Here is a 26,203-nt window from a genome sequence, read left to right as displayed (position 1 = left end):
TCATTAACGTCTTGTTTTCTTGTCATCACCGGCATGACCTTTGTAAGTACGAGTTGGAGCAAATTCTCCAAGCTTGTGACCAACCATGTCTTCAGTGATATAGACAGGCACATGTTTGCGGCCATCATAAACAGCAACAGTATGGCCGATGAATTGCGGGAAGATCGTAGAACGGCGTGACCAAGTTTTCACAACTTGTTTTTTATCCGTTTCATTTAAGTTCTCGATCTTTTTCATTAAATGATCATCAACAAAAGGTCCTTTTTTTAAGCTGCGACCCATGAGTGAACCTCCCTTCGTGATTGGTCTACGGTTCTTTTGTTGAACCGTAGTTCAATCCCGTTATTTTTTACGACGACGTACAATAAACTTGTCGGATTTGTTTTTCTTCTTACGTGTTTTGTATCCAAGAGTTGGTTTACCCCAAGGAGACATTGGTGACTTGCGTCCGATTGGCGCACGTCCTTCACCACCACCGTGCGGGTGATCATTAGGGTTCATAACAGATCCGCGAACCGTTGGGCGTTTGCCTAACCAGCGTGAACGTCCTGCTTTACCAATGTTGATTAGTTCGTGTTGCTCGTTTCCAACTTGACCAATGGATGCACGGCAAGTAGCAAGAATCATACGAACTTCGCCTGATGTCAAGCGCACAAGAACATATTTTCCTTCTTTACCAAGAACCTGTGCAGAAGTTCCAGCAGAACGTACGAGCTGGCCGCCTTTTCCTGGTTTTAATTCGATGTTGTGAACCACTGTACCAACAGGGATATTTGCTAATGGAAGTGCATTCCCAACTTTGATATCAGCATCTGGTCCAGACATTACTTCCATGCCAACCTCTAGATTCTTTGGCGCTAGAATGTAACGTTTTTCACCATCCACATAATTGATTAATGCAATATTTGCAGACCGGTTTGGATCGTATTCGATAGTGGCAACGCGTCCAGGAATGCCATCTTTATCGCGTTTAAAGTCGATAATACGGTATTGGCGCTTATGGCCGCCACCTTGATGACGAACAGTTAACTTACCTTGGTTGTTACGGCCGCCTTTTCTCTTTAATGGTGCTAAAAGAGATTTTTCTGGAGTGCTTGTTGTGATTTCAGCAAAATCAGAAACAGTCATTCCGCGGCGACCGTTGGAGGTAGGTTTGTACTTTTTAATCGCCATTTCATTTCCCTCCTCTTCTTGATAGAATCTTATGCTTCAAAGATTTCGATTTCTTTGCTATCTGCAGTCAATTTCACGATAGCTTTGCGGCGTTTGTTCGTGTAACCGCCAAATTTACCCATACGTTTGAATTTACCTTTGTAATTCATGATGTTTACTTTCTCAACCTTAACGTCGAAAATTTCTTCAATAGCATCTTTTACTTGTGTTTTGTTCGCTCGAACATCAACATCAAACGTATATTTTTTTTCAGCCATTAAATCGGAAGAACGTTCAGTGATAACGGGGCGCTTAATGATATCGCGTGCATCCATTATGCAAGCACCTCCTCTACTTTTTCAACCGCTGCTTTTGTTATGATCAACTTATCATGGCTAACGACATCTAATACATTTACGCTGTTGGCTGTTACAACTGTCACTCCTGGGATATTGCGTGCAGATAACGCAACATTTTCATCAAGATCCGCTGTCACAACAAGCGCTTTTTTGTCAACAGAAAGACCATTTAAAACAGCTTTGAAGTCTTTTGTTTTCGGTGTTTCGAAAGCGAGGCTTTCTAAAACGAAAATATTCTCCTCCAATACTTTGGAAGAAAGTGCAGATTTGATCGCTAAACGGCGAACTTTTTTCGGTAGTTTATAGCTGTAGCTGCGTGGAACTGGACCGAACACTGTACCGCCACCGCGCCATTGCGGAGAACGAATGGAACCTTGACGCGCGCGTCCCGTTCCTTTTTGACGCCATGGCTTACGTCCGCCACCGCTCACTTCAGAACGATTTTTCACTTTATGTGTTCCTTGGCGTAAGGAAGCTCTTTGCATGATAATTGCTTCAAATAATACATGTTGGTTAGGTTCAATACCAAACACGGATTCATTTAGTTCGATTTCACCAACTTGTGAACCGCTTTGGTTATATAATGTTACTTTCGGCATTCCTATTTCCTCCTTTCTTACGATGTCAATTATGCTTTAATTGCACTTTTGATTTTCACTAACGCTTTTTTAGCTCCTGGCACGTTTCCCTTAATCAATAAAAGGTTCCGTTCAGTATCTACTTTCACGATCTCAAGGTTTTGTACGGTTACTTGTTCGCCACCCATTTGACCTGGTAATGCTTTTCCTTTGAATACGCGGTTTGGAGCAACAGGACCCATTGAACCAGGGCGACGGTGGTAACGTGAACCGTGTGCCATTGGTCCGCGAGATTGTCCGTGGCGCTTGATTGAGCCTTGGAAACCTTTACCCTTTGAAATTCCTGTTACATCTACTACATCGCCTGCGGCGAAAATATCAACTTTGACTTCTTGACCAACCTCATATCCTGCTAAGTCAACTCCGCGGAATTCGCGAATGAAGCGCTTAGGAGCAGTATTCGCTTTAGCTGTATGCCCTTTTTCAGGTTTGTTTGCCAACTTTTCACGTTTATCTTCAAAACCAATTTGAATTGCTTCGTAACCATCAGTTTCAACTGATTTCTTTTGAAGAACAACGTTTCCAGCTGCCTCAACAACTGTTACAGGGATTAGATCGCCGTTTTCTGCAAATACTTGAGTCATACCGATTTTTCTTCCTAAGATTCCTTTGGTCATGTAAGTCACACCTCCTAGTTTTTCTTCAATTTATTTCGATTAAAGTTTAATTTCAATATCAACACCGGATGGTAAGTCTAAACGCATTAATGAATCAACTGTTTGTGGAGTTGGATTTACAATGTCGATTAGACGTTTATGTGTCCGCATCTCAAATTGCTCACGGGAATCTTTGTACTTATGAACCGCACGAAGAATCGTATAGACAGATTTTTCGGTTGGAAGCGGAATTGGACCAGATACAGCAGCACCTGAACGTTTCGCTGTCTCCACAATTTTCTCTGCAGATTGATCAAGGATTCTGTGATCATATGCTTTTAAACGGATACGAATTTTTTGTTTTGCCATTATTTTCCCTCCTTTTTCGCCTATTTTAAAAATAGACATTCTCCGCGGAAATTTTCCTGCACACGCGCCATGGCAAAGCGGCCGGGTGTGTCAGCAACCTCCCGCATCAACGCAGTCAAAGTCCAACATTGTCTATTATACATAAATCACTGTGCAAACGCAAGGTTTTCTTTAGAAATCTTGAGATGCAAACGTGCTTTTTTATTATACATAGTCCCGTTCCTATTTTCAAGTTCGTATCTGAGTGGAGAGTGAAGCAAATTCGTATTTGCCTTTTTCCTACTTTCTTCTATATAATTAGTACATTATAAAGTGCAAAATAAAGAGCAACACCTTTAGGAGGTGCTGCTCTTTTTGGATGAAGCTGATTTCATTTTAACCTTACTTTTTCATTTTTTTCTATTTGTACAACCTTGCCATTTTGAACAACAAGGGTAATTGAACCAAAGTTTAATGTTCCCAATAATTTTTTCAGATGTCCGAACACTTCCTCAAGCTTTTCAGGATTTTCCACTTTACCCCCTCCAATACAATCAAAATCCAGCGGTGAGCAAGATGCTGCGATTGCAGCTGCAACATGTATCAGGCAACGATTCTTAGAAAATATATAAATGCCATTATAATACCAAGTGTTTTTATCGGTTTAATCTAATTTAACAAGAAATAAAGTAATTGTCAATTAAATTTGCAGGTTTTCCGGCTCATTCCGCACAAAGAAATACTTACCTAGTTTCGAGAGGCCACTGAAAAAGTGACCCTAAAAAATGGAAAAGAAGCCGGAATGGAAATTGAAACTGTCATTGGTGATGCAGCTTATTCTGAAAAAGGGAATATCCAATACGCAAATGAGAATGAAATAAAACTAGTTTCTAAATTAAACCCTGCCTTAACACAAGGTTTCCGTACAAAAGAAGATGAATTTGAATTTAATAAAGATGCTGGAATGTATGTCTGTAAAGCAGGACATATGGCTATAAGGAAAGCTCGCCAAGGTAAAAAAGATGTAGGTAAAAATCAACTAGATACATACTATTTTGATATAAATAAATGTAAACAATGTCCATTTAAAGAGGGATGTTATAAAGAAAGTGCGAAAAGTAAAACATATTCTGTAAGTATCAAATCAAATGTGCATACAGAACAGGCAAAATTTCAAGAAAGCGACTATTTTAAAGAAAAATCAAAAGAGCGCTATAAAATAGAGGCTAAAAATAGTGAATTAAAACACAGACACGGGTACGATGTAGCGAATTCCTCGGGTCTATTTGGCATGGAATTGCAAGGCGCCATGGCAATATTTACGGTGAATTTGAAAAGAATATTGAAACTAATGGATTAAAATAAGGGGAAAAATACCCCATTTGATCAAAAAAGATGACTCAAAATTCAATTTTTTGGAATTTTAGAGTCATCTTTTTTATATGTTACTTAATCACTTTGAAAAACTGAAGGTTTTTCAGTGCCCTCAGTTTCGAAGAGGGTTTTTTGCAAAAAAGAAAGCAGGCGGACCGTCACCCGCCTGCTTTTCTTTTCATTCTTTTGATTATTCAATGATTTGAGAAACAGATCCAGCGCCTACTGTACGGCCGCCTTCACGAATTGAGAACTTTGTTCCTTCTTCAATTGCAACTGGAGCGATAAGCTCAACAGTCATTTCAATGTTGTCGCCAGGCATTACCATTTCTACGCCTTCTGGAAGATGTACGATACCAGTGATATCAGAAGTACGGAAATAGAATTGTGGACGGTAGTTTGAGAAGAATGGAGTATGACGTCCACCTTCTTCTTTCGATAACACGTATACTTGTGCTTTGAACTTTGTGTGTGGAGTAATTGACTTTGGTTTAGCCAATACTTGACCACGCTCGATTTCTTCACGTGCTACACCACGAAGAAGGGCACCAATGTTGTCACCAGCTTCTGCATAGTCAAGAAGCTTACGGAACATTTCTACACCCGTTACAGTTGTAGATTTTGGCTCTTCAGTGAAACCTACGATTTCAACAACGTCACCAACGCGAACTTGACCGCGCTCTACACGACCAGTTGCAACAGTACCACGACCAGTGATTGAGAATACGTCCTCAACAGGCATCATGAATGGTTTTTCAGTGTCGCGCTCTGGAGTTGGGATATATTCATCAACAGCATTCATAAGCTCGATGATTTTTTCTTCCCAAGCTGCGTCACCTTCAAGCGCTTTAAGAGCAGAACCTTTGATGACCGGAGTATCATCACCAGGGAATTCGTATTCAGTTAAAAGGTCACGAATTTCCATTTCAACTAGTTCTAGTAATTCTTCGTCGTCAACCATATCGCACTTGTTCATGAATACAACAAGGTAAGGAACACCTACTTGACGAGAAAGAAGGATGTGTTCACGAGTTTGTGGCATTGGGCCGTCTGTTGCAGATACAACTAAGATACCGCCGTCCATTTGAGCAGCACCAGTGATCATGTTTTTAACATAGTCAGCGTGTCCTGGGCAGTCAACGTGTGCATAGTGACGGTTGTCAGTTTCGTATTCAACGTGAGCAGTAGAGATTGTGATTCCGCGCTCTCTTTCTTCTGGAGCTCCGTCGATTTGATCATATGCACGAGCTTCTGCTTTACCTTGTTTTGCAAGTACAGAAGTGATTGCAGCTGTTAAAGTTGTTTTACCGTGGTCAACGTGACCAATCGTACCAATGTTAACGTGTGGCTTTGAGCGATCGAATTTAGCTTTTGCCATTAGGAAAATCCTCCTCTAAATTAAAAAGTTAAATATATTGGTGTTGGAAACTGCAAGGTTGTCCTAACATTACAGTTTCCATTCTTACATAAGTAGTTATACTTTATACAAAGGTGAAAATCAATTATTCACCTTTATTTTTTTTGATGATTTCTTCAGAAATTGATTTTGGTACTTCTTCGTAGTGGTCAAAGTGCATGGAGAATACTCCACGTCCTTGTGTACTTGAACGAAGTGCTGTTGCATATCCAAACATTTCTGAAAGTGGAACCATTGCACGAACCACTTGCGCATTACCGCGAGCTTCCATCCCTTCAACGCGTCCACGGCGAGAAGTAATTTGCCCCATAATATCACCAAGATATTCTTCAGGAATTACCACTTCTACACGCATGACTGGCTCAAGGATAACAGGGTTACACTTTGATGCTGCATTTCTTAAAGCCAAGGAAGCGGCAATCTTAAATGCCATTTCGGAAGAGTCAACATCATGGTAAGAACCATCATAAAGTTTTGCTTTGATATCCACTAATGGATAGCCAGCGAGTACTCCTCTTTCTAGAGCATCTTTCAAACCAGCTTCAACTGCAGGGATGTATTCACGCGGAACAACACCACCGACAATGGCATTTTCAAATTCGAATCCTTTTCCTTCTTCATTTGGCGAGAATTCGATCCATACATCACCGTACTGTCCGCGACCACCAGATTGACGGGCAAACTTACCTTGAACTTGTGCAGAAGAGCGGAACGTCTCACGGTAGGCAACCTGCGGTGCACCAACGTTTGCCTCGACTTTAAATTCACGGCGCATACGGTCAACGATGATATCAAGGTGAAGTTCACCCATACCAGCGATGATTGTTTGACCTGTTTCCGGATCGGTATGGGCACGGAATGTTGGGTCTTCTTCTTGAAGCTTTTGTAAAGCCGTTGTCATCTTATCTTGGTCAGCTTTTGATTTAGGCTCAACAGAAAGCTGGATTACCGGCTCTGGGAACTGCATGGACTCTAAGATTACCGGATTTTTTTCATCACATAACGTATCACCGGTTGTTGTATCTTTCAATCCTACAGCTGCGGCAATATCACCGGCATATACTTTTGAAATTTCTTGACGGTGGTTTGCGTGCATTTGCAGAATACGGCCGATGCGCTCGCGCTTGCCCTTTGTTGAGTTCTGGACATATGATCCGGAATCCAATGTACCGGAGTACACGCGGAAGAATGTCAATTTACCAACATAAGGGTCTGTCATAACTTTAAACGCTAGAGCAGAGAATGGCTCTTCGTCGCTTGAATGACGCTCAACCAAATCTTCCTCATCATCTACCGCATGACCTTTAATAGAAGGTACATCCAATGGTGATGGAAGGTAATCAATTACTGCGTCAAGCATTAATTGGACACCTTTGTTTTTAAAAGCCGAACCGCAAAGCACTGGATAAAATTCAACGTTACATGTACCTTTACGAATAGCAGCTTTTAATTCCTCAACAGAGATTTCTTCTCCACCAAGGTATTTTTCCATAAGTTCCTCATCAAGTTCAGCAACCGCTTCAACCAATTTTTCATGGTATTCTTCAGCTTGCGCTTTAAACTCTTCAGGAATTTCTTTTACTTCAATATCCGTTCCAAGATCATTGGTATAGAAATGTGCTCTCATTTCGACTAGGTCAATGATTGCTTCGAACTGGTCTTCAGCGCCGATCGGAAGCTGAATTGGGTGTGCATTTGCTTGAAGACGGTCATGCATTGTACCAACAGAGTATAAGAAGTCAGCACCAATCTTGTCCATCTTATTGACAAACACAATACGAGGGACGCCATATGTTGTTGCTTGGCGCCAAACTGTTTCAGTTTGCGGTTCTACACCAGATTGTGCATCTAGTACAGCGACTGCGCCATCAAGCACCCTTAGTGAACGCTCAACTTCGACAGTGAAGTCTACGTGTCCTGGAGTGTCAATGATGTTAACGCGGTGATTTTTCCACTGGGCAGTTGTTGCAGCAGACGTAATGGTAATACCGCGCTCTTGCTCTTGTTCCATCCAGTCCATTTGGGACGCGCCTTCATGAGTTTCACCAATTTTGTGGATGCGGCCGGTATAATAAAGGATACGCTCAGTTGTCGTCGTCTTACCAGCATCAATATGGGCCATGATCCCGATATTGCGAGTCTTTTCCAAGGAGAACTCTCTTGCCATTTGGTCTTTCTCCTTCCTTTTATGAGTAATTTTTTAGTCAAAAATTCAATTTACATATGTAAAACTGCGCCATTGCCTCCCTTTGTGATCGTTTGGCAAACGGCGAGTTTCAATATGGTGTATTCATTACCAACGATAGTGGGCAAACGCTTTGTTTGCTTCCGCCATCTTGTGAGTATCTTCGCGTTTCTTGACAGATGCACCAGTGTTGTTAGCTGCATCAAGAATTTCATTCGCTAAACGCTCTTCCATCGTTTTTTCACCGCGAAGACGCGCGTAGTTTACTAACCAGCGAAGACCAAGCGTTGTCCGGCGATCAGGACGCACCTCAACTGGTACTTGGTAGTTTGCACCACCTACACGGCGAGCTCGAACTTCAAGCACAGGCATGATGTTTTTAAGTGCCGCATCGAATACTTCCATCGGATCTTTGCCGGTACGCTCGCGAATAATATCAAACGCAGAGTAAAGAATAGCTTGAGATTTACCTCTTTTACCGTCGATCATCATTTTGTTGATTAAACGGGTAACTAGCTTCGAATTGTAAAGTGGATCTGGCAACACATCTCTTTTTGCTACAGGACCTTTACGTGGCATTCTATTTCCTCCTTTCAAAAAAGCTGTTATTTACGTTAAAATTATTTTTTAGCTGCTTTTGGTTTCTTTGTACCATATTTCGAACGTCCTTGCATGCGGTTGTTTACGCCGGCAGTATCAAGGGCTCCACGTACGATATGGTAACGTACCCCTGGTAAGTCTTTTACACGTCCTCCGCGAATAAGAACTACACTGTGTTCTTGAAGGTTGTGTCCGATACCAGGAATGTATGCAGTTACCTCAATACCGTTTGTCAAACGCACACGTGCATATTTACGAAGCGCTGAGTTTGGTTTCTTTGGAGTCATTGTACCAACACGAGTACATACTCCGCGTTTTTGAGGTGATGATACATTTGTTTGAGCTTTTTTAAAGCTATTGTAACCTTTGTTAAGTGCTGGTGATTTTGACTTTTCCTCTTTTGATTGACGAGGTTTGCGCACTAATTGGTTAATTGTAGGCATGTTTTTTCCTCCCTTCATTTTTTATAAGCCCACACATCCAGGTGGTTCATTTTTTTGCAAAAACAAAGTTTTTGCAGACCACTATCTACAAAAACAGTTTTTAACGAATAATAGCAACAGCCGAGGCACCTACTTCGATTCCGCATGCTCTTCCGAGTTTTTTCATGGAATCAACATAGAGGATAGGAATTTCTGATTCTTTAGCCTTTTGAATCATCTTTGCCGTAATTTTTGGATCTGCATCCGCTGCTACGACAAGTTCTTGAACGTTCCCATCTTTTAATGCTCTTACTGTCTGTTTTGTTCCTATAATAATCTTATTAGCCTGTAATACTTTTTCATAAGACATGAACCATATCCTCCAAAGTATCAGGTGAATAGGAGCACCTTTGATATATTACCATTTCCAATTTGTGATGTCAATAAAACTTTTTCATAAACGATAAGGAAATGAACTTCTTTAAAATGCGGCACTTGCTGTTTTCAGCAAGCACCGCTATTCAATTAGTTAATTGTTACAGGTTCTTCGGAGGTAGTGTCCCTCAATACTGGTTCTGCTTTGCGGTATCGCTGCATACCCGTTCCTGCAGGAACTAGTTTTCCGATGATGACATTTTCTTTTAACCCAAGCAATTCGTCGCGTTTTCCTTTGATCGCTGCATCTGTTAGAACACGTGTCGTTTCTTGGAACGATGCTGCAGATAAAAAGGAGTCTGTTTCAAGCGATGCTTTCGTAATACCTAGTAGGACCGGACGGCCTGTTGCCGGTATTTTTCCTTCAAGCAAAGCTTTTTCGTTTGCGTCAGTGAATTGGTGAATATCAAGCAATGTTCCTGGAAGAACATCCGTTTCACCAGCATCGATCACCCGGACTTTACGGAGCATTTGCCGTACCATTACTTCAATATGCTTATCGCCAATTTCTACCCCTTGCATCCGGTATACTTTTTGAACCTCTCGAAGCAGGTACTCTTGAACAGCGTTAACATCTTTCACCTTGATTAACTCTTTCGGATCAATCGATCCTTCGGTTAGTTCCTGTCCGCGTTCGACTCGATCATTCACAGCCACTTTCAGGCGTGATGTGTACGGTGCTGTATATGTCCTTGATTCAACTTCACCTTGGACAACGATCTCATGCTGACGGTCGCGTCCTTCGTTGATTCCAACAACAACGCCATCGATTTCCGAAATAACGGCTTGACCTTTCGGATTTCGCGCTTCAAAAATTTCCTGAATCCGCGGAAGACCTTGGGTAATATCGTCTCCGGCAACTCCACCTGTATGGAATGTACGCATTGTTAACTGTGTACCTGGCTCACCGATGGATTGAGCAGCAATAATTCCAACCGCTTCGCCCACTTCCACTTCCTGACCGGTTGCCAAGTTGCGTCCATAACATTTTTTACAAACCCCATGACGGGTATTGCATGTAAAGGCAGAGCGAATGTTCACTTCTTCAATCCCCGCTTCAACAATCACTGCCGCCAGATCTTCCGTAATCAATCCATTTTCAGGTACGATTACTTCGTTTGTTTCTGGGTGGCGAATGCTTCTGCGTGCATAACGTCCAATCAACCGTTCTTCTAATGACTCAATAATTTCAGTACCGTCTTTGAGTGCCCGGATGAGCAAACCACGGTCCGTCCCACAATCATCTTCACGGACAATGACGTCTTGAGCAACATCGACTAGGCGGCGTGTCAAGTAACCAGAGTCAGCTGTTTTAAGTGCCGTATCAGCAAGACCTTTACGGGCTCCGTGTGTAGAAATAAAGTACTCCAATACCGTTAAACCTTCACGGAAACTTGATTTGATCGGCAATTCGATGATCCGTCCAGCCGGGTTGGCCATCAATCCGCGCATTCCAGCGAGCTGTGTAAAGTTGGAGGCATTACCACGGGCGCCCGAATCACTCATCATAAAGATTGGGTTTGTTTTATTCAAGGATTTCATTAGTTTTCCTTGAATGGTATCTTTCGCCTGGCTCCAGATCGAGATAACGCGATCATAGCGTTCATCTTCGGTAATTAATCCGCGTCTGAATTGTTTCATTACATTATCAACTTTGTGTTGAGCTTCAGCCAGGATTTCCTGTTTTTCACCGAGAACGACGATGTCGGCTACACCAACAGTGATACCGGCTTTTGTCGAATATTGGAATCCAAGGTCTTTCATGCGATCCAACATTTTTGATGTCTCTGTGATCTTGAACCGTTTAAATACCTCGGCAATGATATTCCCGAGAATTTTCTTTTTAAATGGATCAACGAGCGGCATCGACTTAATGCGGGCGACTATATCTTCCCCTTTGTTTACAAAGTATTTTTCAGGGGTTTTTACTTCTAAGTTATCCCTTGTTGGTTCATTGATATAAGGGAAAGACTTCGGCAAAATCTCATTAAAAATCAATTTGCCGACAGTTGTAATCAACAATTGATTGTTTTGTTCCTCGGTAAACGTTTCGTTCTTTAATGAACCGGCATGTACAGCAATGCGGGTATGGAAATGGACATAACCATTTTGATAAGCAAGCAGCGCTTCATTGATATCTTTGAAAATCATGCCCTCGCCAACGGCACCTTCTCTTTCCAATGTCAGGTAGTAGTTACCTAATACCATGTCCTGGGAAGGAGTAACAACCGGTTTTCCGTCTTTCGGATTCAAAATGTTCTGAGCCGCCAGCATTAGCAAGCGCGCTTCTGCTTGTGCTTCTGCTGATAGCGGTACGTGAACCGCCATTTGGTCACCGTCAAAGTCCGCATTATATGCCGTACATACAAGCGGGTGAAGGCGGATTGCACGACCTTCAACAATTGTTGGTTCAAATGCTTGAATTCCTAATCTATGCAGAGTAGGGGCACGGTTTAAGAGAACTGGATGCTCCTTAATGACATCTTCAAGCACATCCCAAACTTCTGGTGATAACCGTTCAATTTTTCGTTTCGCCGATTTAATGTTATGGGCCAATCCTTTTTCAACAAGCTCTTTCATTACAAATGGCTTAAAGAGCTCAATCGCCATTTCTTTTGGAAGACCACATTGATACATTTTTAAATTTGGACCAACAACAATAACCGAACGGCCAGAATAGTCAACCCGTTTTCCAAGCAAGTTTTGACGGAAACGGCCTTGCTTTCCTTTTAGCATATGGGAAAGTGATTTTAACGGACGATTTCCCGGACCGGTAACTGGACGCCCGCGGCGGCCATTATCAATTAAAGCGTCAACAGCTTCTTGAAGCATCCGCTTTTCATTTTGCACGATAATGCTTGGTGCACCTAAATCCAATAGCCGCTTTAACCGATTATTCCGGTTAATAACCCGGCGGTAAAGGTCGTTTAAATCCGATGTCGCAAAGCGTCCGCCATCCAGCTGTACCATTGGACGCAACTCTGGAGGAATAACCGGAAGGACATCAAGGATCATCCATGAAGGCTCGTTACCAGAACTGCGGAATGCCTCGATCACTTCCAAGCGCTTGATTGCACGCGTCCGGCGCTGACCTTGAGCTGTTTTCAACTCTTCTTTCAGCATGTCGGCTTCTTTATTCAAGTCAATATCGGTTAAAAGTTTTTTGATCGCTTCCGCACCCATCGCAGCTTGGAACTTATTTCCGTATTTTTCACGGTATGCACGGTATTCTTTTTCAGATAAAAGCTGTTTCTTTTCAAGCGCCGTGTCTCCGGACTCTGTGACTACATAGGAAGCAAAATAGATCACTTCCTCCAATGCGCGAGGCGACATGTCCAAAACAAGACCCATACGGCTTGGAATCCCTTTGAAATACCATATATGGGATACCGGTGCTGCAAGTTCAATATGACCCATCCGTTCGCGGCGTACTTTTGCGCGCGTTACTTCAACACCGCATCGATCGCAGACAACCCCTTTGTAACGGACCCGTTTGTATTTTCCGCAATGGCATTCCCAGTCTTTCGTCGGACCGAAAATCCGTTCGCAAAACAAACCGTCTTTCTCAGGTTTCAATGTGCGATAGTTGATTGTTTCTGGTTTTTTTACTTCCCCGTAAGACCAAGAACGGATTTTATCAGGTGAAGCAAGACCAATTTTCATATACTCAAAATTATTAACGTCCAGCAAGGGGCCTACCTCCCTTTTGATCTCAGGTTTTACCCTTAGTGCGTTCAATATCTACTTTCAATCAGCGGGGCTTTTTTACTTCCCCGCTGATAAAAGAATTACTCTTTTGACCCTACTTTTTCCGATTCGATCTCCTGCGGCTCCGAAGCAATATTCAAGGTATCAACTTGCTGCAAATCTTCTTCGTCTTCAAGATCGCGCATCTCAATTTCCTCTTCATCACCCGATAGAATCTTTACATCCATACCAAGGCTTTGAAGTTCTTTGATCAATACTTTAAACGACTCAGGAACTCCTGGTTCCGGAACGTTTTCGCCTTTGACGATTGCTTCGTACGTTTTTACACGACCGACCACATCATCTGACTTAACCGTAAGAATTTCCTGAAGGGTATATGCGGCACCATATGCTTCAAGCGCCCAAACTTCCATCTCGCCAAATCGCTGGCCGCCGAACTGGGCTTTACCGCCAAGCGGCTGCTGTGTGACAAGTGAGTACGGTCCAGTTGAACGGGCATGCAGCTTGTCATCAACCATGTGGGCGAGTTTGATCATGTACATGACCCCGACGGAAATCCGGTTGTCAAACGGTTCGCCCGTGCGGCCATCATATAGAACCGTTTTCGCATCACGAGCCATTCCTGCTTCTTCGATTGTTGCCCATACATCTTCCTCGCGGGCTCCATCAAATACAGGCGTTGCAACATGGATACCCAATTGCCTTGCCGCCATTCCAAGGTGAAGTTCCAACACTTGACCGATGTTCATCCGCGATGGTACGCCTAGCGGATTTAACATGATATCGACCGGCGTTCCATCTGGAAGGAACGGCATATCTTCTTCAGGAAGGATCCGGGAGATTACCCCTTTATTTCCGTGGCGTCCGGCCATCTTGTCACCTTGATGGATTTTGCGTTTTTGCACAATGTATACACGGACAAGCTGATTAACGCCTGGCGGGAGCTCGTCACCGTCTTCGCGGTTAAAGACTTTTACATCATGGACAATTCCGCCGCCGCCATGCGGTACGCGAAGGGAAGTATCGCGAACTTCTCTTGCTTTTTCTCCAAAAATTGCATGGAGGAGACGTTCTTCTGCTGTCAATTCGGTTACACCTTTAGGGGTAACTTTCCCGACGAGCAGATCACCGTCTTTTACCTCTGCACCAGTGCGAATAATTCCGCGTTCATCAAGATTTCTTAATGCATCTTCACCGACGTTTGGAATATCACGGGTTATTTCTTCTGGTCCAAGCTTCGTATCACGTGATTCTGATTCATATTCTTCGATATGGATCGAAGTATAGACATCATCTTTTACAAGACGTTCACTCATGATAATGGCGTCTTCATAGTTATAGCCATTCCATGTCATAAAGGCTACCAGCACATTTCGTCCAAGTGCTAATTCACCTTTTTCCATTGATGGACCATCGCCGAGTACTTCGCCTTTTACAACACGGTCACCAACTTTGACAATCGGACGCTGGTTGTAGCAAGTTCCTTGATTGGAACGAACGAATTTTAACATTTTGTATTTATCAAGATCGCCTTTGATCTCTTTGCCATCAACTTCGGTGATGCGGCGAACCCAAACTTCGCGAGCCTCCACATGTTCGACGATGCCAGGATGTTTACAAATCACAGCTGCGCCGGAGTCTTTAGCCGATACGTATTCCATTCCTGTACCAACTCTTGGCGCTTCTGGTTCCATTAACGGAACAGCTTGGCGCTGCATGTTCGCTCCCATTAATGCGCGGTTCGAGTCATCGTTTTCAAGGAACGGAATACATGCTGTCGCTGCAGAAACAACCTGCTTCGGCGATACATCCATGTAGTCGATTCGCTCACGCTTGACAACGGTGTTTTCCCCGCGGAAACGGGCAACGACTTCTTCATCAAGGAACGAGCCGTCTTCACCAAGACGCGAGTTTGCTTGAGCCACTACATAGTTATCTTCCTCATCCGCCGTTAAATAATCAATCCGGTCTGTTACTTTTCCGGTATCCGGGTCAACGCGGCGGTATGGCGTTTCAATAAAACCGAAACGGTTTACTTTCGCAAATGTTGATAAAGAGTTAATCAATCCGATGTTTGGTCCCTCAGGCGTTTCAATCGGACACATCCGGCCATAGTGGGAGTAGTGAACGTCACGTACTTCCATACCGGCGCGTTCACGTGTCAATCCACCAGGTCCTAATGCAGATAAACGGCGCTTATGCGTTAATTCAGCAAGCGGGTTTGTCTGATCCATGAACTGTGACAGCTGGGAACTGCCAAAGAATTCTTTAATCGACGCAATCACTGGCCGGATATTAATAAGCTGCTGCGGGGTGATCGTTGCCGTATCCTGAATGGACATCCTTTCACGCACAACACGTTCCATCCGCGATAACCCAATGCGGAACTGGTTTTGCAGCAATTCGCCAACCGAACGCAGACGACGGTTTCCCAGATGGTCAATATCATCTGTATCCCCAACACCATGCAACAAATCGAAGAAATAGCTAATGGAGGCAATAATGTCAGCAGGGCTGATATTTTTCACCTGTTCCGTCACATACGCATTGCCGATGACATTGATCACTTTTTCATTTTCGTCGCCCGGCGCATAGATTTTAACGTTTTGCAGCAGGATTTCTTCTTCAACTACACCGCCTGCAGGCTGGTAGGTCGTGAAATTGATATTCTTTTCAAGGGCAGGTAAAATGCGGTCCAAGTTGCGGCGGTCAAGAATCGTTCCTTTTTCCGCAATAATTTCCCCTGTTTCCGGGTCAACAAGCGTCTCTGCCAAACGCTGATTGAATAAACGATTTTTTATATGAAGCTTTTTATTGATCTTGTAGCGACCAACATTTGCTAAATCATAGCGCTTAGGGTCGAAAAATCTGGAAATCAATAAACTTTTGGCGTTCTCAACTGTAGGCGGTTCACCTGGACGAAGGCGCTCATATATTTCCAACAGCGCTTTTTCCACACTTTCCGTGTTATCCTTTTCAAGCGTATTGCGAAGATATTCATTGTCTCCAATCAATTCAATGATTTCCTGATCAGAGCCAAATCCAAGAGCACGCAAAAGAACCGTAACGGGCAGTTTCCGAGTACGATCGATCCTGACATAAACGACATCCTTGGCGTCTGTTTCATATTCAAGCCATGCGCCGCGGTTCGGAATCACAGTTGCTGTAAAGCCGCGTTTCCCGTTTTTATCAACTTTTCCGCTAAAATAAACGCTTGGTGAGCGCACGAGCTGTGAAACAATAACACGCTCTGCACCGTTGATCACAAATGTACCAGTTTCAGTCATAAGCGGAAAATCGCCCATGAAAACGTCCTGGTCCTTCACTTCTCCTGTCTCTTTGTTCACAAGACGTACTTTCACACGTAAAGGTGCAGAATATGTAACGTCCCGCTCCTTTGATTCCTCTACTGAATACTTTGGTTCGCCAAGGCTGTAATCAATAAATTCTAGAGAGAGATTACCAGTAAAGTCTTCAATTGGTGAAATATCCTGGAACATTTCACGCAAACCTTCATCAAGAAACCATTGATAGGAAGAGGTTTGGATTTCAATTAGATTTGGTAATTCTAAAACTTCACTGATTCGCGCGTAACTTCTTCGTTGGCGGTGTCGTCCATACTGAACTAGTTGACCTGTCAACTGATTCACCCCTCAAATCAAGCGTTATAATTAAATCTATTGCATCTTATAATTTAGGGGAAATCCCCTTTCTCATAAGACAAAAAGAAAAAGGGTTTTTTTACTCAAAAACCACATTTTCACATTTTTTGACTATTATTTTGTCATCATTTCCGTTCTATTCCTTTTTTATACCTCAAATGGGAATTTTTTAGGAATAATTCGGAAATTAATATCTTGGCATTTTATAATATTAACACAGCAGCACAGTTGAGTCAAACTATTTTTTTGCTTTTAAAATATAGTAACCTTTTTCTTTCTTCACAATCTCTACTTCTTGGTATAGCTGCTTCAGTTTTTCCATTGCTGAGGGAGCTCCCTGTTTCTTTTGAATCACAACCCATAGTTCACCTTCAGGTGCAAGGAGCTGATAACTCTGATCGAAAAGATCATGGACAATTTTTTTCCCGGCTCTAATTGGCGGGTTTGTTAAAATCGCCGCAAAGTCCCTTTCTGTCACATTCATCAACCGATCACTTTCGTATATTTTGATAGTATCAATTTGATTGAGTTTTGCGTTTTCCTTTGCTAATTCAAGCGCTCGCAAATTGACATCGATCAAGTGAACAACCCGTTCCGGATAAACTTTGGCAACCGACAGCCCGATCGGTCCGTAGCCGCAGCCCGCATCCAAGACAGGACCTTTAAGATCCGGCATTGCAAATGTTTCAATTAGCAGCCTCGATCCGAAATCGACCTCTCGTTTTGAAAATACACCATTATCTGTCTTAAACCGAAAAGGATTTCCTTTTAATATAAAATCCCAGTAGATTGGATCACTTTCAACCTTTTGCGTACGGGAATAATAATGTTCTGGCATTGACTCACCTCCAGAAGAGTAAATGAAGAATAGCGGGGAATTCATTTGATGGTTCTTTTTATATAGCCAAAAAAAGCCCGCTTAAACAGCGAGCTTTTTAAAAAGTTGATTACTTAACTTCAACGTTAGCTCCAACTTCTTCAAGTTTACCTTTGATTTCTTCAGCTTCTTCTTTAGAAATACCTTCTTTAAGAGGCTTTGGAGTGTTGTCAACAAGATCTTTTGCTTCTTTAAGTCCAAGACCAGTGATCTCACGAACAACTTTGATCACCTTGATTTTTTGGTCGCCAGCGCCAGCAAGGATTACATCAAATTCAGTTTTCTCTTCAGCAGCAGCTGCGCCAGCTCCGCCTACAACTGCAACAGGAGCAGCAGCCGTTACACCGAACTCTTCTTCAATTGCTTTTACTAAATCGTTAAGTTCTAAAACAGTCATGTTTTTAACTGCTTCAATGATTTGTTCTTTTGTCATGATTAAATTTCCTCCTTAGTTTTGGTTCATTTATTGGTTAAACGTATACGATCAGCTTACGCGCCTTGTTCCTCTTTTTGTTCTGCGACAGCTTTTGCAGCAAGAGCAAGGTTGCGGATTGGAGCTTGAAGGACGCTGAGGAGCATTGAAAGCAAGCCTTCGCGTGATGGAAGTTCTGCTAGAGCTTTAATTTCCTCTACTGTTGCAATGTTTCCTTCAATTACACCCGCTTTTAGTTCAAGCGCTTCATTCTTTTTCGCAAATTCATTTAAGATTTTAGCTGGAGCGACAACATCTTCATTACTGAACGCAATTGCGTTTGGACCTGTCAATGCATCGTTTAAGCCTGAAAGTTCAGCAGCATCAGCTGCACGGCGAACCATTGAGTTTTTGTAAACTTTGAAATCAACACCTGCTTCGCGAAGCTGCTTGCGAAGTTCAGTCACTTCAGCAACTGTAAGTCCGCGATAATCAACCACAATCGTTGATTTGCTGTTTTTTAGCTTGTCAGCAATTTCGCTTACAATTTGTTTCTTTTGTTCGATTACGCTGCTCATTCTTACACCTCCTGTAGATTGTCTACATTTATACCAGGCAATTAAAAACCTCCATATCAATCACAGACATGGAGGTAGTATACAATAGCTTAATCCAGCAATTCTATCGTATTACCTCGGCAGGATATTAAGCCCTGTTGGCCCCTGCTGTCTACGGTACAAATGTTTCATTTATTTCAAACAACAAAAAGTATTATATACAAAATCCCTTTTGCTGTCAACTCATTCATTTTATTTTGCAGCAGCAGATGAAGGATCTACTTTTACGCCAGGACCCATTGTTGAAGTAACGGTAATATTCTTCATGTATGTTCCTTTTGCTGCAGCTGGTTTCACTTTTAGCATTGTGTCAAAAATCGTGTTGAAGTTTTCAACAAGTTTTTGATCTTCGAAAGATGTTTTCCCGATCGGAACGTGAATATTTCCAGCTTTATCAACGCGGTATTCAACTTTACCAGCTTTGATTTCATTCACTGCTCTTGCTACATCAAAGGTAACCGTGCCTGTTTTAGGGTTTGGCATTAAACCTTTAGGTCCCAATACACGACCAAGTTTACCAACCTCACCCATCATGTCAGGTGTTGCAACGATCACATCAAATTCGAACCAGCCTTGCTGGATTTTGTTGATGTATTCTGCATCGCCAACATAATCGGCACCAGCTGCTTCAGCTTCTTTGATTTTTTCGCCTTTTGCGAATACTAATACGCGCTGTGTCTTACCCGTTCCATTCGGAAGAACAACTGCACCGCGAATTTGCTGATCCGCTTTCTTTGGGTCAACCCCAAGACGGAAAGCAACTTCAACAGTTGCATCAAATTTTGCAAAATTTGTTTTTTTCACAAGTTCAACCGCTTCTGTAATTGGGTATGCTTTTGTACGATCAATCAGCTTTACAGCCTCTACGTATTTCTTGCCTTTTTTCGCCATTTTAAATTTCCTCCTTGATTGTGGTTTTAGCGGAATAACCTCCCACGACAAAACAGAGGGCGTCTGACTCACGACACCCGAAGCTAGACAGAATAAAGGTTGCGAGTGAACAAATCAACTTCGCAACCTTCCAGTGACATCCTAACAGTTTTGCATGGATTAGTCTTCGATAACGATTCCCATGCTGCGTGCAGTACCTTCAACCATGCGCATTGCTGCTTCTACGCTTGCAGCGTTAAGATCAGGCATCTTTTGTTCCGCAATCTCGCGTACTTTGTCACGCTTTACTGTTGCTACTTTATTACGGTTAGGCTGGCCTGAACCAGACTGAATTCCAGCTGCTACTTTTAAAAGAACAGCAGCAGGAGGAGTTTTCGTAATAAATGTAAATGAACGGTCTTCAAAAACCGTGATTTCAACAGGAATAATTAATCCAGCTTGATCTGCTGTACGAGCGTTAAACTCTTTACAGAATCCCATGATATTGACACCGGCCTGACCAAGAGCAGGTCCAACTGGCGGCGCTGGATTCGCTTTACCAGCAGGGATTTGCAATTTAACAACTTTAATTACTTTTTTAGCCACGAGACACACCTCCTTAAAGTCCGTGATGTGGTAATAGGGGTTTACCCTCCCACTCAGGCAATCTTCTTTATATAAAATAAAGAACTTGACAAAATGTCTTGTCTCTCTCTGAGACATACTGACCTATGAAATATTAACATTTTTTGTGATTGATTTCAAGTTATTTTGGATTATAATTTATCAATCTGTGTAAAATCAAGCTCTACTGGCGTGTCCCGGCCAAACATGTTAACAAGCACTTTCAGCTTCGCTTTGTCTTTATCCATTTCTTCAATGACACCTGTAAAGTTTGCGAATGGGCCAGTAGTTACCTTGACTGTCTCACCCAACTCATAGTCAACATCGACCCGTTTTTCCTCAACGCCCATGCGCTTAAGGATCACGCCGACCTCTTCCGGCAGAAGCGGAGTCGGCTTCGATCCAGAACCTGCAGAACCAACAAACCCGGTAACACCCGGCGTGTTCCGCACGACATACCAAGAATCATCTGTCATCACAAGCTCTACTAACACATAGCCCGGGAATACTTTTCGCTTGACTACTTTTTTCTTACCGTTTTTCATATCGGTCTCTTCTTCTTCAGGCACGATTACCCGAAAAATTTTATCTGCCATTCCCATTGATTCAACACGCTTTTCCAAATTCGCTTTTACTTTATTTTCGTAACCGGAGTACGTGTGCACAACATACCAATTCTTTTCCATTTATCAGGACTACTCGTCCGTCCCTCCCTAAGTTATGATCTATCGCTCATTCCGTTTCATTTTTTGACCAAATGAAAAAACCCGTTGCCCGGGCTTTACATAAAATTTCCTGTATTGTTTACCATTATACCATAAAACACTGATTGTTATTCAAGAATTAACCGAATCAATTTGGAAATTCCTAAATCCAAAACTGCAAAGAACAGCGAAAAGAAAATAACAGTTGTTAATACCGTGATCGTATAACGAGTCATTTCTCCGCGTTTCGGCCAGCTGACCTTCCTCATTTCACGGGTAATTTCGCTAAAAAACTTCGTAATGCGCTGCATCCTGTAACCTCCAACTATCGGAATAAGCATAATCAGTCGATCTGAATCTATTTTGTCTGGCGGTGTGTCGTTTGTACGCCACACACTTTACAAAACTTTCTTAACTCTAGCCGTTCGGTTTGTGATTGTTTACCGGTTGTTGTATAATTTCTTGACCCGCATTTTTCACAAGCGAGAATGATTTTGGCACTCATTTTTTCACACCTGCTGTTATTGAGACTTATGTCCTTAAAAAATGTACCATGGCACCTATTTAATGTCAATGACTGCAGGGAGAGTATTCATATAAATGACATTTCCTATAAAAAAACTTCGTTAGTCGGAGCTGCCACTGGCGAGCCGGATTTTCGGAACATCGACTGACTTAATGCGAAAACTCGCGAATTTCCAGGTACCGTTCCAATTTTCTTTTAACACGCTGCAGGGCATTGTCAATCGACTTCACATGCCGATTTAACTCTTCAGAAATTTCCTGATAGGATTGTCCATCCAAATAGAGCGCTAACACTTTTCGTTCTAAGTCGCTCAATAATTCTGACATTTTTACTTCAATATGGTCAAACTCTTCTTGGTTGATAATCAATTCTTCCGGATCAAGAACTTTTGCCCCGGACAGAATATCCATCAATGTCCGATCCGACTCTTCATCAAAAATGGGCTTATCCAAAGAAACGTAGGAATTTAAAGGGATATGTTTTTGCCTTGTGGCGGTTTTTATCGCGGTAATGATTTGTCTTGTAATACACAGCTCGGCGAAAGCTTTAAAAGACGTAAGCTTGTCCTCCCGAAAATCGCGAATGGCCTTGTAGAGACCGATCATCCCTTCTTGCACAATATCTTCTTTATCAGCCCCAATTAGAAAATAGGACCGTGCTTTCGCTCGAACAAAATTCCGATACTTGTGGATCAAATAGTCCAATGCTTCACTTTCACCTTTATGAACTAGCTCAACTATTTCCTCATCTTCAAGTACTGTGTAGTGCTCATTGAATGTCATTCCGATGTCAGCGCTCACCAGGTTCCCTCCCTTACCGTACAACATAGTTAGAAATATTATACAGTAGGAATTTTTTAAACGTCAACGCTTACTTTTTTCCTCTTCGCCACTTTTCGAAAATTTCCGCTATTTCTTCGCTAATCGGAATTTTGGAAACGGGCCTCTTTTCTTGAATTTTCTTTACCTTTCTTTCAATTCCTTTTTCAATGGTATTCATTTCATTTAACAGCTCACGGGCAGATATTCTTAAAGCTCCCTGTCCAAAAATTGCCCATTGTTCCGTTAAATCGGATGTCGCCACATGGATTTGCGTTTTCCGATTGTTTAAACGAATCGCCATTTTTTCAATCCGCTCATCTGCTGTTTCGTTTTTACTTGTAAAAATAACTTCCACTTTATGGTTTTTGTACTTTTTTGCTGTACCTTCAACAAAATAGGCATCAAATACGACAATGACTCGGTAACCCGAATATGCCTGGTATTCCGCCATTTTTTCGATCAATTTATCGCGTGCCGCCGCTAAATCCTTCTCTTTTAATGCCTTCAATTCCGGCCAGGCGCCAATAATGTTATAACCATCAACAATTAAGATATCCATTTTCGATCACTCAATTGGGTGCCGCTTCCGGTAGACCTCATACATCAACAAGGCTGCGGCAACAGAAGCATTTAACGATGTAACCCTTCCCGCCATCGGCAGTCTAATCAGGAAATCGCATTTATCACGAATTAACCGCCCCATTCCTTTCCCCTCACTGCCGATCACAAGACCAAGCGGCAATTGAGCGTCCAAATGGCGGTAGTCATCCGCTCCCTTAGCATCCGTTCCAGCAATCCATACCCCGCGTTCTTTTAATTCATCGATGGTTCTCGCCATATTGGTAACCCGGACAACGGGGATGTATTCAATTGCACCTGTTGAAGCCTTCGCAACAGTGGCTGTCAGACCGACCGCTCTTCGCTTCGGAATAATAATGCCGTGCGCCCCAACCGCATCTGCTGTTCGCATAATCGAACCTAAATTATGGGGATCTTCAATCTCATCGAGCAGCAAAAAAAACGGCGGTTCCTTTTTTTCCTCTGCTGCGTGAAATAAATCATCAAGTTGCGCATATTCGTAAGCTGCCACATACGCCAGAACGCCTTGGTGATTCCCTCCGGTCAATTGATCAAGTTTTTTCTTTGGCACGAACTGGACATAAACATTCGCCTCTTTGGCAAGCTGAATCATTTGCTGCATTTGCCCGCGCTGCGATCCCTCCGCTACAAGGATCTTATTAATATCACGATGGGATTTAAGAGCCTCAATGACTGGATTTTTTCCAATGATGTATTCCTGTTCCTGTTCCTGATTCATCCGCTAACTCCTTTCGTTGTTCCATCAACATATGAAAAAGCTTCCTGGATCAGCTCCTCCATCCGCCCTATTTCGCCTTTTAAAAATAAATAACCCATCAAAGCTTCAAATGCAGTGCTGTGCCGATATGTCTGAACATCTGTATTTTTGGGCACTGTAGCCGACTTGGCGTTCCGTCCCCTTATGACGACGGCGCGCTCTTCCTCTGTTAAAATTCCCTCATCAAGCAGTTGGAAAAGTATTTTTGACTGTGCTTTAGCTGAGACATACATTGTTCCTTCTCGATGCAGCTTGTTTGGCCTCACCTTCCCGCTTTGGAGAAGGTGGTGCCTTACATATGTTTCAAATACTGCATCCCCCATATAAGCAAGCGCCAGGCTGTTCAGCTGTTTCGGATCTAGATTTTGTTCGTCTAAAAGCATGAAATTCAGCCTCTTTTCCATCTTGTCCCTTGGGGTGTATCCTCTAAAATAATATTCATTTCCTTCAATTGATCGCGGATCTGATCGGATAATTGAAAATTGCGATCCTTGCGCGCCTGATTTCGTTTTTCAATTAGCGCATCAATTTCCTCATCAAGCAGTTCTTCGTTTCCAAGCGACAGACCGAGAACATCGAACAATTCTTCAAACGTTTTTAAAAAGGCATCAATCACTTCTACTGCTGTGTTTTTCTCCAACAGATAATAATTTCCTAGCTTCGATAAATCAAATAAAACGGAAATGGCATTCGCTGTATTAAAATCATCATCCATTTCATTGATAAATTGGGCTTTTGCTTCAGCGATTTTATCAAGCCATGTCTGGTTGTCATCCGTTAAGTTTGTGCTTGCTTCCCGGCGGTGTTTCAAATTTTGATAGGAAGTAATGAGCCGTTCAAAAGCTGCCTTTGTACTTTCCAATAATTCTTCGCTGTAATTAATTGGATTACGGTAATGCACAGTCAGCATAAAAAATCTTAATACTTGCGGATTGTGTTTTTGAATAATTTCATGAACGAGCACGAAATTTCCAAGCGATTTTGACATTTTTTCATTGTCAATATTGATGTAGCCGTTATGCATCCAGTAGCGGGCAAATGGTTTACCCGTTAATGCTTCCGACTGAGCAATCTCATTCTCATGATGAGGAAATGTCAGATCCTGACCGCCAGCATGAATATCAATGGTTTCTCCGAGATATTTCTTAGCCATTGCCGAGCATTCAATATGCCAGCCTGGTCTGCCGATGCCCCAAGGACTTTCCCAATAAATTTCACCTTCTTTTGCTGCCTTCCATAGGGCAAAATCCAATTCATCCTGCTTTTTTTCTCCGACTTCAATTCGCGCACCCACTTGAAGATCATCGATGGATTGATGAGAAAGTTTTCCGTACCCTTTAAATTTCCGTGTACGGAAATAAACATCGCCTTCCGACTCATAGGCATAGCCTTTTTTTATTAATTGCTCAATAAACGCAATAATAATGTCCATGTTCTCCATTACACGCGGATGAACATCGGCTGTATGGCAACCCAATGCGGAAACGTCCTCGAAATAGGCTTTGACAAAGCGATCGGCAATGGTTGGGACATCCTCACCAAGTTGTTTTGCAGCCCGAATCAATTTGTCATCGACATCGGTGAAATTGGATACATATTGGACATCATAGCCTCTATACTCAAAATAACGACGAACCGTGTCAAAGACAATGGCCGGGCGTGCATTTCCAATATGGATATAGTTATAGACAGTCGGACCGCATACATACATCTTTACCTTACCCTCTTCAAGCGGCACAAATGTTTCTTTTTTACGTGTTAATGTATTATAAAGTTGAATTGTCATACTGCTTACTCCTTTCATTCTTCACCTGTTCCAGCATTTCTCTTAATCGGGCCACCTCTGCTTCTAATGCCTTAAAGTGGTCTGAGATCGGATCAGGCAGGTCCCGGTGATTGAAATCTTTTTTCACCCGCTTGCCATCTTGGATAACAACCGTTCCGGGAACCCCGACAACCGTCGAGTTGGGAGGAACGTCTTTTAAAACGACTGAGCCCGCACCGATTTTTGAATTTTCTCCAATCGTGATAGAGCCGAGGACTTTTGCTCCAGTCGCAATTAACGCATTGTCCATGATCGTTGGATGCCGCTTACCTTTTTCTTTTCCTGTACCGCCAAGGGTGACTCCCTGGAAAACGGTCACATTGTCGCCAATTTCACAGGTTTCACCAATCACAACGCCCATGCCGTGATCGATAAAGAACCGGCGGCCAATTTTGGCTCCAGGGTGAATTTCAATTCCCGTTAAAAACCGGCTGAACTGCGATACTGCTCTTGCCAAAAAATAAAATTTCCGCTTATACAGGGCATGGGCAAGCCGGTGGTACCATATGGCATGCAAACCCGAATACGTTAAGATGACCTCAAAATAATTCCTTGCGGCAGGATCCTGTTCAAACACCACTTCCAGATCTTCTTTTAACCGTTTAAACATTTGCTTTTCCCCCCATCATTCTTCCTTAAATGCTTTTCACAAAACCCATCCCTAGCTGTCCTGT

The 26,203-nt window shown here is 42.6% G+C and carries 28 protein-coding genes, 1 pseudogene and 1 other annotated feature; of the genes and pseudogenes, 1 reads left to right on the top strand and 28 read right to left on the bottom strand.

The window, feature by feature from the left end; genetic code table 11:
- Positions 1–3: 3 nt before the first annotated feature.
- The 7 genes from rpsS to ACQYAD_RS14160 form a co-directional block, all read right to left on the bottom strand.
- Positions 4–282, bottom strand: coding sequence for a 30S ribosomal protein S19 (gene rpsS / locus ACQYAD_RS14190; protein ID WP_430239177.1), 279 nt, complete (start codon positions 280–282; stop codon positions 4–6).
- A 60-nt stretch (positions 283–342) separates the two neighbouring features.
- Positions 343–1,173 carry a 50S ribosomal protein L2 gene (rplB, locus tag ACQYAD_RS14185; RefSeq protein WP_430239176.1) on the bottom strand — a complete coding sequence of 277 codons (831 nt, stop codon included), beginning with the start codon at positions 1,171–1,173 and terminating at the stop codon, positions 343–345.
- A 29-nt stretch (positions 1,174–1,202) separates the two neighbouring features.
- Positions 1,203–1,487: a 50S ribosomal protein L23 gene (gene rplW, locus ACQYAD_RS14180; RefSeq protein ID WP_430239174.1), complete on the bottom strand. Its 285-nt coding sequence runs from the start codon at positions 1,485–1,487 to the stop codon at positions 1,203–1,205.
- The gene (rplD, locus tag ACQYAD_RS14175) at positions 1,487–2,110 is read right to left on the bottom strand and encodes a 50S ribosomal protein L4 (protein ID WP_430239172.1); all 624 of its coding nucleotides are present in this window, start codon (positions 2,108–2,110) and stop codon (positions 1,487–1,489) included. The genes rplW and rplD overlap by 1 nt, the downstream gene beginning before the upstream one ends.
- Before the next feature lie 29 nt (positions 2,111–2,139).
- Complete coding sequence (gene rplC / locus ACQYAD_RS14170; RefSeq protein ID WP_430239171.1) at positions 2,140–2,766, bottom strand: 50S ribosomal protein L3; 627 nt, start codon at positions 2,764–2,766, stop codon at positions 2,140–2,142.
- 39 nt (positions 2,767–2,805) lie between these two features.
- Positions 2,806–3,114, bottom strand: coding sequence for a 30S ribosomal protein S10 (rpsJ, locus tag ACQYAD_RS14165; protein WP_003354783.1), 309 nt, complete (start codon positions 3,112–3,114; stop codon positions 2,806–2,808).
- Positions 3,115–3,484: 370 nt separating this feature from the next.
- Positions 3,485–3,628, bottom strand: coding sequence for a YezD family protein (locus ACQYAD_RS14160; protein WP_430239169.1), 144 nt, complete (start codon positions 3,626–3,628; stop codon positions 3,485–3,487).
- 255 nt (positions 3,629–3,883) lie between these two features.
- On the opposite strand from ACQYAD_RS14160, the pseudogene ACQYAD_RS14155 reads away from it, so the two are divergent.
- A pseudogene (locus tag ACQYAD_RS14155) lies at positions 3,884–4,453 on the top strand (transposase); the annotation flags it as partial.
- Positions 4,454–4,657: 204 nt separating this feature from the next.
- On the opposite strand, the gene tuf reads toward ACQYAD_RS14155, so the two are convergent.
- From tuf to cysE, 21 genes are all read right to left on the bottom strand, one after another.
- Positions 4,658–5,845 carry an elongation factor Tu gene (gene tuf / locus ACQYAD_RS14150; RefSeq protein ID WP_430239167.1) on the bottom strand — a complete coding sequence of 396 codons (1,188 nt, stop codon included), beginning with the start codon at positions 5,843–5,845 and terminating at the stop codon, positions 4,658–4,660.
- Positions 5,846–5,969: 124 nt separating this feature from the next.
- Positions 5,970–8,051, bottom strand: a complete 2,082-nt coding sequence (gene fusA / locus ACQYAD_RS14145) for an elongation factor G (protein ID WP_430239165.1) — start codon at positions 8,049–8,051, stop codon at positions 5,970–5,972.
- A 126-nt stretch (positions 8,052–8,177) separates the two neighbouring features.
- The gene (gene rpsG, locus ACQYAD_RS14140; RefSeq protein WP_430239163.1) at positions 8,178–8,648 is read right to left on the bottom strand and encodes a 30S ribosomal protein S7; all 471 of its coding nucleotides are present in this window, start codon (positions 8,646–8,648) and stop codon (positions 8,178–8,180) included.
- 41 nt (positions 8,649–8,689) lie between these two features.
- A complete protein-coding gene (rpsL, locus tag ACQYAD_RS14135; protein ID WP_126410587.1) occupies positions 8,690–9,112 on the bottom strand; it encodes a 30S ribosomal protein S12 in 423 nt (140 codons plus the stop codon).
- 100 nt (positions 9,113–9,212) lie between these two features.
- Entirely contained in the window at positions 9,213–9,461 is a 249-nt protein-coding gene (locus tag ACQYAD_RS14130) for a 50S ribosomal protein L7ae-like protein (RefSeq protein ID WP_430239161.1), read from the bottom strand.
- Positions 9,462–9,616: 155 nt separating this feature from the next.
- Positions 9,617–13,216: a DNA-directed RNA polymerase subunit beta' gene (gene rpoC, locus ACQYAD_RS14125; protein WP_430239159.1), complete on the bottom strand. Its 3,600-nt coding sequence runs from the start codon at positions 13,214–13,216 to the stop codon at positions 9,617–9,619.
- Positions 13,217–13,314: 98 nt separating this feature from the next.
- Complete coding sequence (gene rpoB / locus ACQYAD_RS14120; RefSeq protein ID WP_430239157.1) at positions 13,315–16,875, bottom strand: DNA-directed RNA polymerase subunit beta; 3,561 nt, start codon at positions 16,873–16,875, stop codon at positions 13,315–13,317.
- Between the two features lie 259 nt (positions 16,876–17,134).
- On the bottom strand, positions 17,135–17,734 hold the full coding sequence (locus tag ACQYAD_RS14115) for a class I SAM-dependent methyltransferase (protein WP_430239155.1): 600 nt from the start codon (positions 17,732–17,734) through the stop codon (positions 17,135–17,137).
- Positions 17,735–17,843: 109 nt separating this feature from the next.
- Positions 17,844–18,206 carry a 50S ribosomal protein L7/L12 gene (gene rplL / locus ACQYAD_RS14110; protein WP_430239153.1) on the bottom strand — a complete coding sequence of 121 codons (363 nt, stop codon included), beginning with the start codon at positions 18,204–18,206 and terminating at the stop codon, positions 17,844–17,846.
- Positions 18,207–18,262: 56 nt separating this feature from the next.
- Positions 18,263–18,763 carry a 50S ribosomal protein L10 gene (gene rplJ, locus ACQYAD_RS14105; protein ID WP_430239150.1) on the bottom strand — a complete coding sequence of 167 codons (501 nt, stop codon included), beginning with the start codon at positions 18,761–18,763 and terminating at the stop codon, positions 18,263–18,265.
- Between the two features lie 33 nt (positions 18,764–18,796).
- Positions 18,797–18,938: a sequence feature (ribosomal protein L10 leader region), on the bottom strand.
- A 56-nt stretch (positions 18,939–18,994) separates the two neighbouring features.
- Positions 18,995–19,693: a 50S ribosomal protein L1 gene (gene rplA / locus ACQYAD_RS14100; RefSeq protein ID WP_430239148.1), complete on the bottom strand. Its 699-nt coding sequence runs from the start codon at positions 19,691–19,693 to the stop codon at positions 18,995–18,997.
- Between the two features lie 159 nt (positions 19,694–19,852).
- A complete protein-coding gene (rplK, locus tag ACQYAD_RS14095; RefSeq protein WP_042453928.1) occupies positions 19,853–20,278 on the bottom strand; it encodes a 50S ribosomal protein L11 in 426 nt (141 codons plus the stop codon).
- 170 nt (positions 20,279–20,448) lie between these two features.
- Complete coding sequence (gene nusG, locus ACQYAD_RS14090; RefSeq protein WP_430239145.1) at positions 20,449–20,982, bottom strand: transcription termination/antitermination protein NusG; 534 nt, start codon at positions 20,980–20,982, stop codon at positions 20,449–20,451.
- 146 nt (positions 20,983–21,128) lie between these two features.
- The gene (secE, locus tag ACQYAD_RS14085; RefSeq protein ID WP_430239141.1) at positions 21,129–21,311 is read right to left on the bottom strand and encodes a preprotein translocase subunit SecE; all 183 of its coding nucleotides are present in this window, start codon (positions 21,309–21,311) and stop codon (positions 21,129–21,131) included.
- Between the two features lie 47 nt (positions 21,312–21,358).
- Entirely contained in the window at positions 21,359–21,505 is a 147-nt protein-coding gene (gene rpmG / locus ACQYAD_RS14080; RefSeq protein ID WP_430239139.1) for a 50S ribosomal protein L33, read from the bottom strand.
- A gap of 170 nt (positions 21,506–21,675) precedes the next feature.
- Positions 21,676–22,308 (bottom strand): RNA polymerase sporulation sigma factor SigH, encoded by a 633-nt coding sequence (sigH, locus tag ACQYAD_RS14075; protein WP_430239400.1) that lies wholly within the window; start codon positions 22,306–22,308, stop codon positions 21,676–21,678.
- Between the two features lie 88 nt (positions 22,309–22,396).
- Positions 22,397–22,906 (bottom strand): NYN domain-containing protein, encoded by a 510-nt coding sequence (locus tag ACQYAD_RS14070; protein ID WP_430239136.1) that lies wholly within the window; start codon positions 22,904–22,906, stop codon positions 22,397–22,399.
- A 6-nt stretch (positions 22,907–22,912) separates the two neighbouring features.
- Positions 22,913–23,665: a 23S rRNA (guanosine(2251)-2'-O)-methyltransferase RlmB gene (gene rlmB / locus ACQYAD_RS14065; protein WP_430239133.1), complete on the bottom strand. Its 753-nt coding sequence runs from the start codon at positions 23,663–23,665 to the stop codon at positions 22,913–22,915.
- Entirely contained in the window at positions 23,662–24,087 is a 426-nt protein-coding gene (locus ACQYAD_RS14060; protein WP_430239130.1) for a Mini-ribonuclease 3, read from the bottom strand. Before ACQYAD_RS14060 ends, rlmB begins: the two co-directional genes overlap by 4 nt.
- Positions 24,088–24,092: 5 nt before the next feature.
- A complete protein-coding gene (cysS, locus tag ACQYAD_RS14055; protein WP_430239127.1) occupies positions 24,093–25,490 on the bottom strand; it encodes a cysteine--tRNA ligase in 1,398 nt (465 codons plus the stop codon).
- The gene (gene cysE, locus ACQYAD_RS14050) at positions 25,471–26,139 is read right to left on the bottom strand and encodes a serine O-acetyltransferase (RefSeq protein ID WP_430239124.1); all 669 of its coding nucleotides are present in this window, start codon (positions 26,137–26,139) and stop codon (positions 25,471–25,473) included. Before cysE ends, cysS begins: the two co-directional genes overlap by 20 nt.
- Positions 26,140–26,203: the final 64 nt, after the last annotated feature.

The sequence above is a fragment of the Neobacillus sp. SM06 genome (assembly GCF_050496765.1).
Classification (GTDB): Bacteria; Bacillota; Bacilli; order Bacillales; family Cytobacillaceae; genus JAEVLT01.
Note: the sequence above shows the minus strand (reverse complement) of the source record. Positions and strands in the feature narration are given on the sequence as shown.

What these genes read in the sequence shown, in the direction of transcription:
- rpsS (WP_430239177.1), bottom strand. Translation starts at nt 282, where the DNA reads ATGGGTCGCAGCTTAAAAAAAGGACCTTTTGTTGATGATCATTTAATG.
- rplB (WP_430239176.1), bottom strand. Translation starts at nt 1,173, where the DNA reads ATGGCGATTAAAAAGTACAAACCTACCTCCAACGGTCGCCGCGGAATG.
- rplW (WP_430239174.1), bottom strand. Translation starts at nt 1,487, where the DNA reads ATGGATGCACGCGATATCATTAAGCGCCCCGTTATCACTGAACGTTCT.
- rplD (WP_430239172.1), bottom strand. Translation starts at nt 2,110, where the DNA reads ATGCCGAAAGTAACATTATATAACCAAAGCGGTTCACAAGTTGGTGAA.
- rplC (WP_430239171.1), bottom strand. Translation starts at nt 2,766, where the DNA reads ATGACCAAAGGAATCTTAGGAAGAAAAATCGGTATGACTCAAGTATTT.
- rpsJ (WP_003354783.1), bottom strand. Translation starts at nt 3,114, where the DNA reads ATGGCAAAACAAAAAATTCGTATCCGTTTAAAAGCATATGATCACAGA.
- tuf (WP_430239167.1), bottom strand. Translation starts at nt 5,845, where the DNA reads ATGGCAAAAGCTAAATTCGATCGCTCAAAGCCACACGTTAACATTGGT.
- fusA (WP_430239165.1), bottom strand. Translation starts at nt 8,051, where the DNA reads ATGGCAAGAGAGTTCTCCTTGGAAAAGACTCGCAATATCGGGATCATG.
- rpsG (WP_430239163.1), bottom strand. Translation starts at nt 8,648, where the DNA reads ATGCCACGTAAAGGTCCTGTAGCAAAAAGAGATGTGTTGCCAGATCCA.
- rpsL (WP_126410587.1), bottom strand. Translation starts at nt 9,112, where the DNA reads ATGCCTACAATTAACCAATTAGTGCGCAAACCTCGTCAATCAAAAGAG.
- ACQYAD_RS14130 (WP_430239161.1), bottom strand. Translation starts at nt 9,461, where the DNA reads ATGTCTTATGAAAAAGTATTACAGGCTAATAAGATTATTATAGGAACA.
- ACQYAD_RS14115 (WP_430239155.1), bottom strand. Translation starts at nt 17,734, where the DNA reads ATGCCAGAACATTATTATTCCCGTACGCAAAAGGTTGAAAGTGATCCA.
- rplL (WP_430239153.1), bottom strand. Translation starts at nt 18,206, where the DNA reads ATGACAAAAGAACAAATCATTGAAGCAGTTAAAAACATGACTGTTTTA.
- rplJ (WP_430239150.1), bottom strand. Translation starts at nt 18,763, where the DNA reads ATGAGCAGCGTAATCGAACAAAAGAAACAAATTGTAAGCGAAATTGCT.
- rplA (WP_430239148.1), bottom strand. Translation starts at nt 19,693, where the DNA reads ATGGCGAAAAAAGGCAAGAAATACGTAGAGGCTGTAAAGCTGATTGAT.
- nusG (WP_430239145.1), bottom strand. Translation starts at nt 20,982, where the DNA reads ATGGAAAAGAATTGGTATGTTGTGCACACGTACTCCGGTTACGAAAAT.
- secE (WP_430239141.1), bottom strand. Translation starts at nt 21,311, where the DNA reads ATGCAGCGCATTACGAAGTTTTTTAGCGAAATTACCCGTGAAATGAGG.
- rpmG (WP_430239139.1), bottom strand. Translation starts at nt 21,505, where the DNA reads ATGAGTGCCAAAATCATTCTCGCTTGTGAAAAATGCGGGTCAAGAAAT.
- sigH (WP_430239400.1), bottom strand. Translation starts at nt 22,308, where the DNA reads ATGACATTCAATGAGCACTACACAGTACTTGAAGATGAGGAAATAGTT.
- ACQYAD_RS14070 (WP_430239136.1), bottom strand. Translation starts at nt 22,906, where the DNA reads ATGGATATCTTAATTGTTGATGGTTATAACATTATTGGCGCCTGGCCG.
- rlmB (WP_430239133.1), bottom strand. Translation starts at nt 23,665, where the DNA reads ATGAATCAGGAACAGGAACAGGAATACATCATTGGAAAAAATCCAGTC.
- ACQYAD_RS14060 (WP_430239130.1), bottom strand. Translation starts at nt 24,087, where the DNA reads ATGCTTTTAGACGAACAAAATCTAGATCCGAAACAGCTGAACAGCCTG.
- cysS (WP_430239127.1), bottom strand. Translation starts at nt 25,490, where the DNA reads ATGACAATTCAACTTTATAATACATTAACACGTAAAAAAGAAACATTT.
- cysE (WP_430239124.1), bottom strand. Translation starts at nt 26,139, where the DNA reads ATGTTTAAACGGTTAAAAGAAGATCTGGAAGTGGTGTTTGAACAGGAT.